Here is a 16770-nt window from a genome sequence, read left to right on the forward strand (position 1 = left end):
AGGGAATAGGATGAAAGCTGTAATTTTTTGTGGTGGTAAAGGAACACGTATGAGAGAAGAAACGGAATATAGGCCTAAGCCATTGGTATTAGTAGGTGGAAAACCGATTTTATGGCATATTATGAAGCTTTATTCACATTATGGTATAGATGAATTCATTCTATGCTTAGGATATAAAGGTGACATGATAAAACAGTACTTTATGGAAATGTATTGGAGAAATAATGATTTTACTCTAAATATTAATGGACACAAGGAGATAGAGTATCATACTGTTGAAAAAGAAAAATGGAAGATAACATTTGTTGATACAGGTCTAGAAACATTAACTGGAGGCCGTTTAAAAAAAATTGAACCATATATAGATGAAGATAGTTTTATGCTTACATATGGAGATGGACTAAGTGATGTTAATTTAAATCAGTTAATTAATTATCATAATTCAAAAGGGAAAATTGCTACGCTTACGGGAGTACATCCAATCTCAAATTATGGATTGATGGAAATAGAAGACGGGATAGTGAAGGCATTTAGAGAGAAACCAGTGTTAAAAGATCTTGTTAATGGGGGATATATGGTATTAAATAAAGAAATTTTCTCATATCTGCCAAGTGAAGATTGTATGTTCGAGCAAGAACCATTAATTAATTTGGCGGCAGACACCCAACTGACTGTATATGAACACAATGGATATTGGACTGCAATAGATACATTTAAGGATGTAGAATCTGTAAATAAGATGTGTGAGAATGGAGAAATACCATGGAAAGTTTGGGATTAGATTTATTTAATAATTTCTATAAAAATAAAACAATATTGATTACAGGACATACAGGATTTAAAGGATCATGGCTATCAATTTGGTTACATGAATTAGGAGCAAAGGTAATAGGGTATGGATTAGATCCAACTACAAAAATGGATAACTTTGTAGTTAGTGCAGTACATAATAAGATTATTGATATAAGAGGAGACATAAGATGTGAGGACAAGCTGCAGGAAGTTTTTAATGAGTATCAGCCTGAAATAGTATTTCATCTTGCAGCACAACCATTAGTAAAGGCGTCATATGATAATCCTAAGGAAACTTACGAAATAAATGTAATGGGAACATTAAATGTATTGGAGTGTATTAAGAATACAAAATCCGTAAAAGTAGGGGTAATGGTAACCACAGATAAATGTTATGAAAATAAGGAACAGATATGGGCATATAGAGAAAATGATCCTATGGGAGGGTATGATCCATATAGTTCAAGTAAAGGTTGTGCTGAATTACTTATTAATTCATATAGAAATTCTTTTATGAATCCCAAAAATCATAATGAACACGGAAAAGCAATAGCATCTGTAAGAGCGGGAAATGTTATTGGTGGCGGAGATTGGTCTAAAGATAGAATAATTCCAGATTGTGTAAGGGCCCTTATTAATGAAAAGAATATAGAAATAAGAAGTCCTAAAGCTGTTAGACCATGGCAACATGTACTTGAACCTTTAAGTGGATACTTGTTGCTTGCATTAAAAATGTATAATGATGGAGTTAATTATTCTAGTGGTTGGAATTTTGGACCAAATCCTGATTCTATTGTTGAAGTTTCGCAAATAGCAGATTTAATAATAAAGCAATGGGGAAATGGAAATTGGGTAGATGTATCTGATAATAATGCGCCTCATGAAGCAACGTTATTAAGCTTAGATTGTACAAAGGCTAAGTTTTATCTTGGTTGGAATCCAAAGTTTCATATAAAAGACGCCATAGAACTAACCATAAGCTGGTATAAGAATTGTATCAATGATTATGATTCTTATGCGATATGTGTGAATCAGATAAACAAATATGTAAATATGTGAATATGCAATCGGAGAGATGGATATGAATAGAGTATTAATAACTGGAGCATCAGGATTTGTAGGAGCGTGTCTTACTGAAAGTTTGGTTCAAGAAGGACAGGAAGTTGCAATAGTAACAAGAAATATAGATAATGCATGGAGATTAAGAAAAGTAATTAATAACGTTAAGATATATAACTTAGATCTATGTGATGAAGATTCTGTTAAGAATATGATAAATGACTATAAGCCGGATAAAATTTTTAACTTAGCAACTTATGGAGGATATTATTTTCAAAATGATACTAAAAAAATATTAGAAAATAATATTATGGGAACAGTTAACTTAGTTAACGCATGTTTAAAGCTAGACTTCAAAAGTTTCATTAATATAGGAAGTTCATCAGAATATGGGACTAAAATAGATTCAATGACTGAAAATGATATATTGGAACCAATTAATGTTTATGGTGTGTCTAAGGCTGCAGCAACTTTATATTGTAGAATGATTGCAGAAAATGAAAAATTACCCATAGCATCTGTAAGATTATTCTCACCATATGGCTATTATGAGGATAAATCTAGATTGGTTTCTTCATCAATTCTATCATGTATAAGAAATGAAAACCCTAAGTTAGCATCAAGAGAGGCAGTAAGAGATTTTATATTTATAGAAGATGCTTTGGATATGATGAAAAAAGTAAGTGAATCAGAAAATATATATGGAAAAATATATAATTGCGGAACCGGTAAACAACACTCCATTGGGGATATAGTTGAAACTATAATTAATATTTCGCAAAAAAATCTTATTCCACATTGGGGAAAAGTTGAAGGACGAAAGAGTGATACAGCTAAATGGGAAGCAGATATGACATTGGTAAAAAAAGAATTAGGCTGGAGTCCTAAATTCTCTCTAGAGCAAGGAATAAAAAAATCATATGAATGGTATAAAGAGAATATTGGTTTATACACGGAGGAATAAAAATGCAGTTGGAAGAAAAGCAATTACTAAATGAAATTTCTAATAATGTAAGAAAAAGTGTAGTGCAAATGGCGTACAATGCTGGTAGTTCCCATGTGGCTTCGGCGCTTTCAATGGTAGATATACTAACTGTATTATATTTCAAGATTTTAAATATAAATCTAGAAAATTATAAATCTATAAATAGAGATAAATTTATATTAAGTAAAGGACATGCATCCTCTGGGATATATGCAATATTAGCAGAAAAGGGTTTTGTAGATAAAGAAATACTTAAGACCTATGATGAAGATGGTTCTTTATTAAGTGGACATCCTAAGAAAGGGGCATTACCAGGAATCGAAGCTTCAACCGGTTCATTAGGACATGGTTTATCTATTGGATGTGGATTAGCACTAAGTGATAAAAATAGTGGGAGAGCATGTAAAACAGTAGTTTTGATGGGGGATGGAGAATGTAATGAGGGTTCCGTTTGGGAGTCTGCTATGTTTGCGTCATCAAAAAATTTAAATAATCTAATAGCCATAATAGATAATAATGAATTACAAGGATTAGGGAAAGTAAGTGATATAACAGGGTTGTATCCTTTAAATGAGAAATGGAAGGCATTTAATTGGAATGTAATTGAGATAAATGGACATGATTTTCATGAAATTCTTCAAGCGTTAAAGGAGTCATATGAATTAAAAACTAAGCCTACTGTTATTATTGCACACACAATTAAAGGTAAAGGAATTTCGTTTATGGAGAATAAACTTGAGTGGCATTATAAATCTCCAAACAAAGAACAATTTAATACTGCGATGGAAGAATTAAATAGTAATTGTATGTAAGAACATAAGATGTGGTAATTTTATTGAATTTGATAATAATCTAGATGTTGATTATACAAAAACCTAAATGAATAATGTTTTTTATTGAAAGATAATTAAAAATTCAAAGTAAGAAGGATTTGCTGGTGTTAAAAAGACTTTAGATGAATTTCTGAATGAATTAAATTCTAATGAGTTAGTAAAGATAATAGTTCTAGAAACTACTCATGTGATTTTGAAAAAGTTATAAATTTAAGCTTGGAGTTGAAGTATATGAGGACTGCATTTATAAACAAACTCACAGAAATGGCAAGAAAAGACGAGGATATATATTTAATAACTGGAGATTTAGGATTTTCAGTATTTGAAAAGTTTGAGCAGGAATTCCAGGATAGATTTGTAAATGTAGGAATAGCCGAAGCAACTATGATTGGAATTGCAGCAGGATTAGCTTTAAGTGGTAAAAAGGTGTATGTATATTCAATAATACCATTTGTTACAATGAGATGCTTTGAACAAATAAGAGTTGATTTATGTTATCAAAATTTAAATGTTACTTTAGTTGGAGTTGGTGGAGGATTAAGTTATGGTGCAGCTGGAGCGACACATCATGCAATAGAGGATATAGCACTAATGAGATCACTACCTAACATGAAAGTGGTTTGTCCTGGAGATCCTACTGAGGCAGAAAAGGCAGTGGAGCAAGCAGTAGGCTTAGAGGGACCGGTATATATAAGATTAAATAAAAATGGAGAACCTAAGTTACATAATGAAGATAGTATAAAATTTAATATTGGCAAAGCGATTAAAATATATGAAGGAAATGAACTTTCAATTATTGCAACTGGCAATATGCTAGAACAATCTATAAATATATCTAAAAAATTAATAGAGAATGGGTACAACGTTAATCTAATAAGTATGCATACTATTAAGCCTATTGATAAGGAATGTATAATTGAATGTTTAGATAAGACAAAATATATATTCACTTTGGAAGAACATAATATATTTGGGGGACTTGGTTCAGCAGTTTCAGAGGTGATAGCTACAAATATTAGTAAACCTATAACATTTAAGTCTTATGGAATTCCTGATACATATGCTGAAAGTTCAGGAAGTAGGGATTATTTCAGGAAAAAGTATGGTATAGATGAAGAGAGTATATATAATAAAATAATAGATGTATTAGAAAATTAAATTGAGAATAGCAAGAAGGTGTTAAAGATGAAATCCGAAAGAGAAATTAGAGAAGAAATACTTGAAAAGGTAGTTGAGCTATATAATGTAAGAGAAAAAAATAAAAAGTTTATTCCAGGTGAATCAAAAGTTCATTATGCAGGGAGAACCTTCGATGAGAAAGAAATGATAGCGGCAATTGATTCAACTTTGGATTTTTGGCTTACTTTAGGAACTAAAGGAAGAGAATTTTGCAATAAATTCTCAAGCTACTTAGGGATTGAAAATTGTTTGGTTACTAATTCAGGCTCATCATCAAATTTGATTGCAACATCTGCATTATGCTCACCTACAATTAAGAACCCAATGATGCCTGGAGATGAGGTTATTACAACTGCAATGACATTTCCTACAACTTTAAATCCTATAATTCAAAATGGACTAATTCCAGTATTTATTGATGTAGAGGGCGATACTTATAATATAGACGCATCAAAAATAGAAGATGCAATAACAGATAAAACTAAAGCAATAATATTTGCGCATACATTAGGGAATCCTGCGGAAATTGATAAAATTATGAGTATAGCACGTAAACATGGTCTTTATGTAATTGAGGACACTTGTGATGCATTGGATTCAACCTATGATGGAAAACCCTGCGGTTCCTTTGGGGATTTTTCAACCTATAGCTTTTATGCGGCTCACCATATGACTATGGGGGAAGGTGGAGCTGTATGTACTAATAATTTGGAACTATATAGAGCAGCTTTATCAATAAGAGATTGGGGAAGAGCGTGTTTTTGCCAAACTGGTGAACTAGATGAAAATGGTGCTTGTGGACATAGATTTGATTTTAAATTTGATGGATTACCAGAAGGATATGATCATAAGTATGTATATAATAACATTGGTTACAATTTGAAACCATTAGATATTCAATGTGCAATAGGAATAGAACAAATTGATAAGTTAGAATATTTTACTCAAAAGAGGAAACATAATTTTAAAGTCCTATATGATTGCTTTAAAAAGTATGAGGATAAGTTTATCCTGCCTAGATCTTTGCCAAAGGCAGAACCATCTTGGTTTGCAATTCCGTTAACAGTTAGAGAAGATGCTGGTTTTACTAAAAAAGACTTTGTTACATATCTTGAAAGTAAGAAGATTGAAACCAGGATGCTATTTGCTGGAAATATATTAAGACAACCGGGGTATAAAAATATAAAATATAAAGTGGTTGGAAGTTTAGTAAATACAGACATAGTTTTAAATAGAACATTTTTCTTAGGTGTTTACCCAGGAATTGGAGAAGAACAGCTTACATATATGGTTAGTGTAATTGAGGACTTCTTTAGAAAGGAATAATAAGATGAAGATTACAAAAAGGGATTTTGAGGGGACTTTAAGACAAATAAATGAATATATAGAGAATAGCTTACTTGAAAAAGCATTAAGTGAATATATTAGATTATATGAAAATATTGAAGATAATGAGAATGAAATTGAAAAAGAGATGAAGGGAGAGTTTTATAGCTCCTTTGCTTTTTTTATGTTCAGTATTGCAAGATATGAAGAGTGTTTAGAATTATTTATTAATGCCCAGAAAAATGGATTTCCTCAAGATGAGCTTAAAGATATAATTTGGCAAGCATTTATTGAGCCAAATATTAAAGAATTTAAAAAGAATTATAACGAAAATATAAAATTTCTAATTAAAAATGGAATGTTAACTAAATATATAGAGTTTGACCAACTTTCATTTTGGTTAATTCCAGTTGAAAAACAAAATCACTATTATTTATATGATAAGAATGAAAAAGTAATAAAAGACAAATTCTACTTTGATTTTAATTCAAATGAAGAAGCGCAACCAGTTGTTTTTGATGAGTTTTCAGATTATTTAATTGAGGAAGTATGGAATTTTAATAATGTTATTCCTTATTTGAATATAATTAATAATAAAAATAAGAAGAGTTATTTAATTATTAATGAAATGAATAAGTTTTTATCCACACTTCAAGGAGGATTATTCGATAATAAGAAAAATCTAAACAGCATTATTTTTTCTGATATTGATGAAATGGAAGAGTACTTTATCAATAGTAATACATATCTTCCAAGAAATTTTGAAAATACATCAAATAAAGGCAGAATAAATAATTCAAATAGCACAGAGGCTCTTAAAAATCGAATAGATATAATTCACGAGAATAGAATTAAGTCTAATGTGAAAAATGAAAGAAATGTATTTCTTAGCGTCTGTATTCCAAGTTATAATAGAGGAAAAGTAGCGTTGGATAATTTGAAGCTTAATCTAAAGTGCAATTATGATGAGGAAATAGAGTTTGTTCTATCAAATAATGGAACTCAAAATGAGAGTAAAAAGTATTATAGTGAAATAGCGAATATTAAAGACTCAAGGTTAGTTTACTTTGAATTTGAGGAAAATCAAGGTTATGCCATAAATCTCTGCAAGGTATGTGAATTAGCTAAAGGAAAGTTTATCTTACTTTTAAGTGATGAAGATTTATTAAATTTAGATATGCTTGATAAAGTATTAGAAAGACTTAATGAGCATAAAAATGTATTAAGTGTAATGAGAACAAGTGGTACTTTCCAAGCAGAAGCTCCATCTACTACACTTACAAGACCAGGACTAGATTCTTTGTTAAGATATGCATTTAGTTCTAATTATATGTCTGGAATTATATATAATAATGAATTGCTTAAAAATAGCAAGGGAATAGAATTTGTAAAAAATAACTTGAAAAATGAAGTTTGTTTTTATTATCCACATTCATATTGGGAAATACTATTATTTCAATATGGTTGTGTGAAAGGAACAAAAATTGCACTTATAAATGAGGGAGAGGCACAGACTACTGAAGTAGCTAAAATTGAAGTAGGTACAAAGAATAAAAATATAATAAATTATTATGCTTCCTTTGAGGGAAGGTTAGCTCAACATAAAGATTATGTTGAATTAATTAGGAATTTAGAAATTTGCAAAAAAGATTTTAACGTTTTTAGAAAATTATATATTAACTTAACTTGTAAGACATTCGTATCCTTCTATTTTGCAATTAAATTTCTTTACAAAGATGAAGATTGCGATGCTTATGCAAGATTAGAAGAGGCATATAAATTCTGCAGTAAGTTTTTGGATGATGAGTATAATGCGAAAAACATGATTAATAAAAAAGCCTATAAAGAAGATAAAGAGAAGATTAAAGTAGTTTATGATGCTTATAAAAAAAAGTTAGAAAGTGAAATATAACTGATAAAGGAGTTGAAGTTAAAAATGATACCTTTATGTATACCAGAAATTAGCGGAAATGAATGGAAGTATATTAAAGAATGTTTAGATACTAATTGGGTTTCATCTGCTGGATCTTATGTAAATAAATTTGAAGAAGATTTTGCAAAACATATAGGTTCAAAAAAAGCAGTAGTTACAATGAATGGAACTGCAGCACTTGAGTTAGCCTTAAGAGCATTAGGGATAGGAAATGGAGATGAAGTTATAGTTTCATCTATGACATTTATATCACCAGTGAATACAATAAGATATGTTGGAGCAGAACCGGTATTTGTTGATGTTTGCAGAGATACTTATGTTATGGATGCAGAAAAAGTTGAGGAATTAATAACTCCTAGAACTAAAGCGATTATGCCTGTGCATATATACGGACATCCTGTGGATATGGATAAAATAATGGAGATCGCATCAAAATACAATTTATACGTTATAGAGGATGCAACTGAAGGGCTTGGTTCAGTGTATAAAGGAAGAGAATTAGGGTCAATAGGAGATGTAGGTTGTTTCAGCTTCAATGGAAATAAACTTATAACCACAGGGGCAGGTGGAATGCTAACTACTAATAATGAAATGTTGGGAGAAAAAGCTAAATATTTATCCACTCAGACAAAAAAAGTATTAAAAAATGGAGCATTTTATCATGAAGAAATAGGGTACAACTACAGAATGCCAAACCTATTAGCTGCTATGGGATGTGCGCAACTTGAAAATATAGAAAGATATATCGAAATAAAAAGAAAAAATGCCAATTTATATAATACTCTATTATCAGATGTTAAAGGGATAACCATTCCAGTTGAAAAGGATAAAGTAAAAAATGTATATTGGTTATATTCTATATTAGTTGAAGATGAATATCCTTTAAGCAGAGATGAACTAATATACAAATTAAGAGAAAATGGAATTGAATCAAGAACATTTTTTATGCCAGTACATAAAATGCCGCCATATGTTGGAAGTAGGCATGGTGATATGCTGATAACAAATGAGATTTCTGAAAAAGGAATTAACTTACCAAGTTCTGTGGGTTTAACCGATAATGATATAATTAAAGTAATTAACATAATAAAGTCTATATAAAGTATAGCTTAAAAAGTAATAGATTATAGGAGTGTAAAAATTACTATAATTCTAAAGTTTATTCAAAAAATATCGATAACAAAGATAATTAATTTTATTGGAGTGATAATTTATGAGATTAAATAAGAATCTTATGTCCATGGACATTTATAGAAATTATACAAAAAGTTTAGGAGCACAATCTAAAGTTTTAAATCATATATCTACTGGTAATCAAGTAAATAAGGCTAAAGATAATCCAATTAATTTAGGAAAATCAGAAAATTTAAGAATGCAAATTAGAGGACTTTCTATGGCTCAAAGAAATTTACAAGATGGTACTTCAATGATGCAGACATTTGATGGGGCATTGGATAGTGTGTCTAGTTCACTAGTTAGAATTAAAGAACTTATGGTTCAAGGAACTAATGATACTTTAAATAATGATGATAGAAAAAATATTCAAATGGAAATAGATCAACTGAAAGAACATATAAATTCTGTTGCAAGAGATTCTGAGTTTAATGGAAATAAATTAATAGGGGATGAAAGCGTAGACCATAATGGTTATCCTAATTATATTAGAACCGTTGTTGGAGCGAATGTAGGGGAAACAGCTAAGATTCCAACATTTAATGTAAATACAAAAGTAATTGGAATTGAAGGAACCGCATATGTAGATGATATAGATATTACAAGTACAGATCCAGCGAAGAAAGATATTTCTATAGTTGATTCTGCGATTGTAAGAGTAAATTCCATAAGAAGCCAATATGGTGCAATTCAAAATAAATTTGAGTCTTTAGCTCAATCTTTAGGTTCAATTACAGACTCAGCAGAAAAAGCTGATTCTAATCTTAGGGATGCTGATATGGCAAATGAAATGATGGAGTATTCAAAAGAAGGGTTATTAATTAATTCTGCAATAGCACTTATGACGCAAACCAACAATATGCCACAAAATGTTTTGAGAATATTAGATAAGATAAAATAATTAAAATGGATTATTCTTTGAAGAGTAATAGCTTAGAGTTATAAGTTATTACTCTTCTTTTTATTTAGCAGGAAAAAAAGATTAATGTTGTGATTAAGTTGTCAAATATGCATATATAATGGTGAAGTTGGAATATGAATGAAATATTTTATGTGTAAATTGTACAAAAGCACGTAAATACGTATTAATAATTGGATTCCACAGGAATAATACCTCCAGTTCCCAGTATTTTTTTTGTTCAAGGTAGTTTATTATTATCATGAAGATACGACATGGACCTCCGACTAAGTAGTTTTTTAAATCGAAACTATTTTATTAACTGGGGGTTATTTTTATCTAATATTATATAAATAAATTAGATAAAAGATAAATCATTGTTAAAGATCAAGTTTGTAGGGCAAAAGGAGAAAAATGCAATAATTTGTATTTTTAAAATGAACTGATTGGAAATATATCATATTAAAATAAAAAGACAGAATATTCACAAATTACACTTCATACCTCAAATTTGTCATTTCGGCTAATTGTGTCAGAAAATTCAGAAAAAAAGCAATAAAATGTTGCATCGGAAGTATTAAAAGTTGCTAAACTAATATGAAATAAAAAAAATAACAAAAAAATTACAAAAAAAGCTGTGTATTTACAAATATTTACATGGAATTTTGTTAAAGTTTTATTTATAATTAAGTAGTAAATGTATTATAGAATATTAAATAGAAATAAATAAATTTTGAAAAAATTAAAAATTTATTGGGGGTATGGAAGGAATTATGGAAAATAACTTAAATGTTTCTAGCGATTATTCGTACAATCTGTTAAAAGATGGATTAAAAGCAGCTTCACTTAGAGGAAAAGTAATTTCAAATAATATAGCGAATATTAATACAAGAGGGTTTAAAAGAAGTTATGTTAATTTTGAGGACAAGTTCCAACAATCGCTAAGTGATATTGGACTTAAAACCACAAATTCTAAACATATTCCTGGAGAAAATTCAGGGGAAGGCCCAGATGTAGTAAAAGATGAATCTACTAGTATGAGACTTGATGGGAATAATGTTGACCTTGATATTGAAAAGTCAAATCAAGCAGCAAATACTATGATGTATAATGCACTAGTAACATCTGCAAATAATAAACTGAATAATACAAAGTATGTAATTACTAGTGGAGGTAGATAGAAATGAGTATGTTTAATTCATTAAGAATAAGTGCATCAGGACTTTCGGCTGAAAGATTAAGAATGGATACTATATCTTCAAATATTGCCAATGTTAATACATCTAGAGGCGAAAATGGAAAGCCTTATGTAAGAAAAATAGCTGTTTTTCAAGAGGCATTAGATGATAAACAACAACTTAATGGAGTTAAGGCTGTTGGGATTGTTGATGATAAATCACCATTAAGAAAAGAATATGACCCAACTAATCCTGACGCGGATGAAAATGGTTATGTTACAATGCCAAACGTGAACATATTAAATGAAATGGCAGATATGATTTCAGCTTCAAGATCATATGAAGCAAACGTAGATACATTAAACGCAAACAAGAGTATGTTTATGAAAGCTTTAGAGATTGGTAAATAGGGGGATATAATAAATGAAGATAAATAGTTTTATACCAAATACAGATATATTTAAAAGTATGGAACCAAATGATACTAAAACTAGTACAAGTGGTGATGACTTTTTAAAGGTACTAAAGGATAAACTTCAAGAGGTTAATGATAAGCAAGTTAATGCTAACAATATGACAGATGCAATGGTCAAAGGTGAGGATGTTAATATCGAGGATGTTATGTTATCTCAAGAAGAAGCTAAAATGTCATTAGATTTAGCGGTACAAGTTAGAAACAAGATAGTGGATGCAATACAAGAGTTGAATAGAATGCAGATATAATGGTAAGGAGTGCAGTAAATGGGTAGAATTAAAGACGTAATTAAAAAGCTGCGAGATAAGATAAACTCCTTTCCAAAAGGGGTTAAAATTTCTCTGGTTATTGCTGTTGTAGCAATTTTGGTTGGAGTAATAACATTTAGTTATTATTCAAGCAAAAATAAGTATGGCGTATTATTCTCCAATCTAGAATCTGAGGATGCGTCCACTGTTACAACTAAGTTAAAGGATGGTAAAGTAGATTATAAGGTTTCTGGTCAATCCATCTTAGTTCCAAAGGCTCAAGTAGATGAACTAAGATTACAGTTAGCTTCTCAAATATCAAGTGGCAGCAAAGGTTATGAAATAATGGACAATGCTAGCTCTTTTGGTATGACTGATGAGGAGTTCCAAGTAGAAAAGGTTAGAATGTTACAAGGAGAATTAGAAAAAACTATTAAGGGTTTTCCACAAATAGCAGCAGCAAGAGTACATATTAGTCCAGCAGAAGATTCAGTTTTTGTTAAGGACAAGACACCGGGAAAAGCAGCGGTATACATAAAATTAAACCCAGGTACAAAACTTGATACTGATCAAGTAAGAAGTATAGTGGCATTAGTATCTGGAAGTACTGAAAATATTCCAAAAGAAAATATTGAAGTTATAGATGATAAAATGAACCTTTTATCAAAAGACTTATATATAGATGGACAAGATACAGCAAGTTCTGCATCTGTACAGAAACAAAGTGATCTTGAAAAAGAATACGAAGCAAAATTAGAAAAAGCTATAGTTGATTTATATGAACCAGTAATCGGAAAAGGAAAAGTAAATGCCAAGGTAAGTGTTGATTTAGATTTTGATTCTAAAACAAAAACACAAACAGTAGTTGATCCTAATAAGGTAATTGTAAGTCAACAAACATCAAAAGAAACTAATACAAACAATGGTGGTACAAATTCATCAAGTCCAGTTGATAACAACATGAGTAACACTATTTCAAATACAAATGGAAGCACTACATCAACTAAAGACAGTCAGACTACAAATTACGAAGTTGGTAAAACAGAAAATAAGGTAATTAGTGCACCAGGTGAAGTTAAGAGATTAACCGCGTCTGTTATGATAGACGGAAAGTTAGATGCTCAAACTCAACAACAAATAAGTGACTCAGTAGGAAATGCAATAGGACTAGATAAAACAAGAGGAGATCAAATATCTGTTCTTGGAATGAATTTTGACCCTGCAGCTAAGGACCAAGCTCAATCAGAATTAGATGCAATGCAAAAAGAAATTGACAGCCAAAATAGAATGAAATTAATTAAAGTAATTGCGGCTATAGTGGGCGCAGCACTAGTTCTTATAGGTGGATTAATATTCTTCTTAAGAATGAGGAGAAAGAACAAAGTAGAAAAACAAGAACATTTACTAGATATAGTAGTAGGGGAAGAAGCTATTCCTCATAAAGAACCAATATCTTTTGCACCTTTAGATTTTGAACCTAATGATGAAAATACTCATATTCAAAATGAAGTTAGAAAGTATGCAAAAGATAAACCAGATCAAGTTGTAGATGTTGTTAAGTCGTGGTTAACAGAAAGTGAGAGAGGATAAAATGGCAAAAGAATCAAAGTTAAATGGAATTCAAAAAGCAGCAATACTTTTTATTACTCTTGGACCAGAGGCTTCGTCACCTATTATTAAGAAGTTACCTGAAAGTGAAATACAAAAAATAACATATGAAATTGCTAATATTACTTCAGTAACGTCAGATCAAAGACAAGAGATTCTTAATGAATTTATGGAAATGAATAAAGCTAGAGACTATATACTTGAAGGTGGTATGGACTATGCAAGACAACTTCTTTCTAAAGCATTAGGAACAACAAGAGCGGAAGAAATTCTTGAAAAAGTTTCAGATGCTACTGCACAATATAGACCATTTTCTATTGCTAGAAAAGCAGATGCTCATCAACTATTAAATGTAATATCTAATGAGCATCCGCAAACTATAGCACTAATTCTCTGTTATTTACAGCCAGATAAAGGTGCTCAAGTTATGGCGGAATTACCAGAAGAAGTTCAATCAGAAGTTGCATTTAGAATTGCAACCATGAGTAATACATCTCCTATGGTAATAAAAGAAATTGAAAAAGTTTTAGAAGGTAAGTTATCTTCAATGATAAGAACAGAAATGACAAGCTTAGGTGGAGTTCAAACACTTGTTGATATATTAAATCAAGTTGATAGAACTACAGAAAAGAATATTACAGAAAGTCTCGAAAGAGAAGATGCTGAATTGGCAGATAAAATTAAGAGTTCAATGTTTGTATTCGAAGATATTATTACTCTTGATGATGTATCCATTCAGAGAATACTTAGAGAAGTCGAAGGTAAAGATCTTGCTCTTGCGCTTAAGGGATGTTCTGAGGATGTTGCAAATGCTATATTTAGAAATCAATCTAAGAGGGCAGCTGCTTCTTTAAAAGAAGATATGGAATTCTTAGGACCTGTAAGACTTATGGATGTTGAAAAAGCTCAACAGAAGATTGTATCTGTAATTAGAAGGTTAGATGAAGCTGGCGAAATAATCATTTCAAGAGGTGGAGAAGATGCAATCATCTTATAGTGTAATAAAAAGAGAAAATTTACAAGTTGGTGAAGAAAAGTTTGTAAAAACTGAGTATTCACCAGTAGTTCATAGAGTTGAATTCTCTGAAAATGATAATGAAAATAATAGGATTGTACAAGAAAAGATAGATAGTATCTTAGAGAGTCATAAAAAGATTGCTCAGGAAATAATTAATAATGCAAAAGCTGAAAGAGACAAGCTGATTGAAAATGCATTACAAGAGATAAAAGTCTTAGAAAAGGAAGCGTATGAAAAGGCTTATGAGCAAGGTATTCAAAATGGATATGAAGATGGTAGTAAAAAAGGATATGAGGAAGCGTATGAGAAAAATATAGAAATTGCAAAGGCAGAAGCTACTGACATTTTAAATCAAGCATCAGATATTCTAATAAGTTCTAAAAAAATCTATACTGACTATCTCCAAGAAAAAAAAGAAGACATAATTAAGTTATCAATAAATATTGCAAAAAGTGTTTTAAAGAGAGAATTAGAGAAGGAATCAGGATTAGATTCCTTAGTTGAGGAATATATTCAATATTCAAAGGAAAGTAGAATATTTGTAATTAAGTGTAATCCAGAGCATGGGGAAAGCATAAAAGCACATATTCAAGGTTGGAAAAGTATCTATTCTATAGAAGAAATTCATGTAATTTTAGATGAAAATATGGCACCAGGAAATGCAGAAATTCAAAAAGACAATGGTAAATGTATAGTAGGATTAGATATAGGATTAAAGAAAGTAGAAGAAGCTTTAATAGGGTAGGTGAAGATAGGTGCTTTCATTAGATTTTCCGCTTCTTAATAAGAAGATAAGAGAATTATCTCCAAGTTACATAGAAGGAAGAGTAAAAAAAGTAATTGGACTTACTGTTGAAACAGAAGGAATTAAAGCATTTGTAGGTGAATTGTGTACAATTTATAACGAAAAAAATGATCCTATTAAATGTGAAGTAGTTGGATTTAGAGATGATTCTGTTATTTTAATGCCACTTGGTGAGTTATCTGGTATATCGCCTGGATGTAGAGTTGTGCCAGAAAGAAAGCCATTAAGTGTAAAGTGTAGTGACGAACTTCTAGGTAAGGTTTTAGATGGACTTGGATATCCATTAGAAGGTGAAGAAATTAAATTTGGGGAGGAATATCCTCTTGAAAATGATCCACCTGATCCTATGAAGAGAAAAAGAATAACAGACGCTTTGCCTACTGGTGTAAGAGCTATTGATGGTTTCCTAACATGTGGTGAAGGACAAAGAATAGGAATTTTTGCAGGTAGTGGAGTTGGAAAAAGTACAACTCTGGGTATGATTGCAAGAGAAGCTAAGGCAGATATTAATGTTATCGCTCTTATAGGTGAAAGAGGTAGAGAGGTTTTGGATTTTATTCAAACTGACTTAGGAGAAGAAGGAATGAAAAAATCTGTTGTTATATGTGCTACTTCAGATAAACCAGCTTTAATTAGGCTTAAGGGTGCATTAACAGCTTCAGCTATAGCAGAATACTTTAGAGATAAAGGTAAAAAAGTCATATTGATGATGGACTCAGTTACGAGATTTGCAATGGCTCAAAGAGAAGTTGGACTAGCCATTGGAGAACCACCGGCAACTAAAGGATATACCCCATCAGTTTTTGCAAAACTTCCAAAATTGCTTGAAAGATCGGGAACATCGGACAAAGGATCAATAACAGCATTTTACACAGTACTTGTTGATGGTGATGATTTTAATGAACCAATCGCAGATACAGTGAGAGGTATTCTAGATGGACATATTGTTTTATCGAGAGCATTAGCCCATAAAAATCATTATCCGGCAATAGATATATTAAATTCCGTTTCAAGACTTATGCCATCCATAGCTGAGGATATACATAAAAATGCGGCATCCCAAGCTAGAGATTTACTTGCAACATATAAAGAGTCAGAAGATCTTATTAATATTGGTGCATATGTAAAAGGAAGCAACAAAAAAATTGATTTAGCAATTCAGTATAATCCTTATATTGAAAACTTCTTAAAACAAGGAATTAAAGAAGAATCAAGTTTTGATGAAAGTATTAGAACATTAACTTCATTGTTCTAATAGGA

The 16770-nt window shown here is 30.6% G+C and carries 16 protein-coding genes; all 16 read left to right on the top strand.

The genetic code is table 11. From position 1 onward, the window contains the following. Positions 1-10: 10 nt before the first annotated feature. The 16 genes from rfbF to fliI all read left to right on the top strand — a co-directional run bounded on the left by rfbF (position 11) and on the right by fliI (position 16765). Positions 11-781 carry a glucose-1-phosphate cytidylyltransferase gene (gene rfbF, locus L1S47_RS08705; RefSeq protein WP_238883209.1) on the top strand — a complete coding sequence of 257 codons (771 nt, stop codon included), beginning with the start codon at positions 11-13 and terminating at the stop codon, positions 779-781. After that, positions 763-1851, top strand: a complete 1089-nt coding sequence (gene rfbG, locus L1S47_RS08710; RefSeq protein WP_238883210.1) for a CDP-glucose 4,6-dehydratase — start codon at positions 763-765, stop codon at positions 1849-1851. Before rfbF ends, rfbG begins: the two co-directional genes overlap by 19 nt. Positions 1852-1873: 22 nt before the next feature. Further along, complete coding sequence (locus L1S47_RS08715; protein WP_238883211.1) at positions 1874-2815, top strand: NAD(P)-dependent oxidoreductase; 942 nt, start codon at positions 1874-1876, stop codon at positions 2813-2815. A gap of 2 nt (positions 2816-2817) precedes the next feature. After that, positions 2818-3648, top strand: coding sequence for a transketolase (locus L1S47_RS08720; RefSeq protein WP_238883212.1), 831 nt, complete (start codon positions 2818-2820; stop codon positions 3646-3648). Positions 3649-3900: 252 nt separating this feature from the next. After that, the gene (locus tag L1S47_RS08725; RefSeq protein ID WP_238883213.1) at positions 3901-4827 is read left to right on the top strand and encodes a transketolase family protein; all 927 of its coding nucleotides are present in this window, start codon (positions 3901-3903) and stop codon (positions 4825-4827) included. A 27-nt stretch (positions 4828-4854) separates the two neighbouring features. After that, on the top strand, positions 4855-6174 hold the full coding sequence (rfbH, locus tag L1S47_RS08730) for a lipopolysaccharide biosynthesis protein RfbH (RefSeq protein ID WP_238883214.1): 1320 nt from the start codon (positions 4855-4857) through the stop codon (positions 6172-6174). Between the two features lie 4 nt (positions 6175-6178). Further along, positions 6179-8086, top strand: coding sequence for a glycosyltransferase (locus tag L1S47_RS08735; RefSeq protein WP_238883215.1), 1908 nt, complete (start codon positions 6179-6181; stop codon positions 8084-8086). A 24-nt stretch (positions 8087-8110) separates the two neighbouring features. After that, positions 8111-9208 (top strand): LegC family aminotransferase, encoded by a 1098-nt coding sequence (locus tag L1S47_RS08740; RefSeq protein WP_238883216.1) that lies wholly within the window; start codon positions 8111-8113, stop codon positions 9206-9208. Positions 9209-9320: 112 nt separating this feature from the next. Then, positions 9321-10181, top strand: a complete 861-nt coding sequence (locus L1S47_RS08745) for a flagellin (RefSeq protein ID WP_238883217.1) — start codon at positions 9321-9323, stop codon at positions 10179-10181. 758 nt (positions 10182-10939) lie between these two features. After that, complete coding sequence (flgB, locus tag L1S47_RS08750; RefSeq protein WP_238883218.1) at positions 10940-11359, top strand: flagellar basal body rod protein FlgB; 420 nt, start codon at positions 10940-10942, stop codon at positions 11357-11359. 2 nt (positions 11360-11361) lie between these two features. Beyond that, positions 11362-11766 carry a flagellar basal body rod protein FlgC gene (gene flgC, locus L1S47_RS08755; protein WP_238883219.1) on the top strand — a complete coding sequence of 135 codons (405 nt, stop codon included), beginning with the start codon at positions 11362-11364 and terminating at the stop codon, positions 11764-11766. A gap of 13 nt (positions 11767-11779) precedes the next feature. Beyond that, positions 11780-12079 carry a flagellar hook-basal body complex protein FliE gene (gene fliE, locus L1S47_RS08760; protein ID WP_373689047.1) on the top strand — a complete coding sequence of 100 codons (300 nt, stop codon included), beginning with the start codon at positions 11780-11782 and terminating at the stop codon, positions 12077-12079. 18 nt (positions 12080-12097) lie between these two features. Continuing rightward, positions 12098-13669: a flagellar basal-body MS-ring/collar protein FliF gene (fliF, locus tag L1S47_RS08765; protein ID WP_238883220.1), complete on the top strand. Its 1572-nt coding sequence runs from the start codon at positions 12098-12100 to the stop codon at positions 13667-13669. Position 13670: 1 nt separating this feature from the next. Continuing rightward, positions 13671-14684: a flagellar motor switch protein FliG gene (gene fliG / locus L1S47_RS08770; RefSeq protein WP_202768308.1), complete on the top strand. Its 1014-nt coding sequence runs from the start codon at positions 13671-13673 to the stop codon at positions 14682-14684. After that, positions 14668-15450 carry a FliH/SctL family protein gene (locus tag L1S47_RS08775; protein ID WP_238883221.1) on the top strand — a complete coding sequence of 261 codons (783 nt, stop codon included), beginning with the start codon at positions 14668-14670 and terminating at the stop codon, positions 15448-15450. The genes fliG and L1S47_RS08775 overlap by 17 nt, the downstream gene beginning before the upstream one ends. Before the next feature lie 10 nt (positions 15451-15460). Next, a complete protein-coding gene (gene fliI, locus L1S47_RS08780; protein ID WP_238883222.1) occupies positions 15461-16765 on the top strand; it encodes a flagellar protein export ATPase FliI in 1305 nt (434 codons plus the stop codon). The last annotated feature ends 5 nt before the right edge of the window (positions 16766-16770 follow it).

It is taken from the genome of Clostridium sp. YIM B02551 (assembly GCF_022324735.1).
GTDB classification, from domain to species: Bacteria; Bacillota; Clostridia; order Clostridiales; family Clostridiaceae; genus Clostridium_T; species Clostridium_T paridis.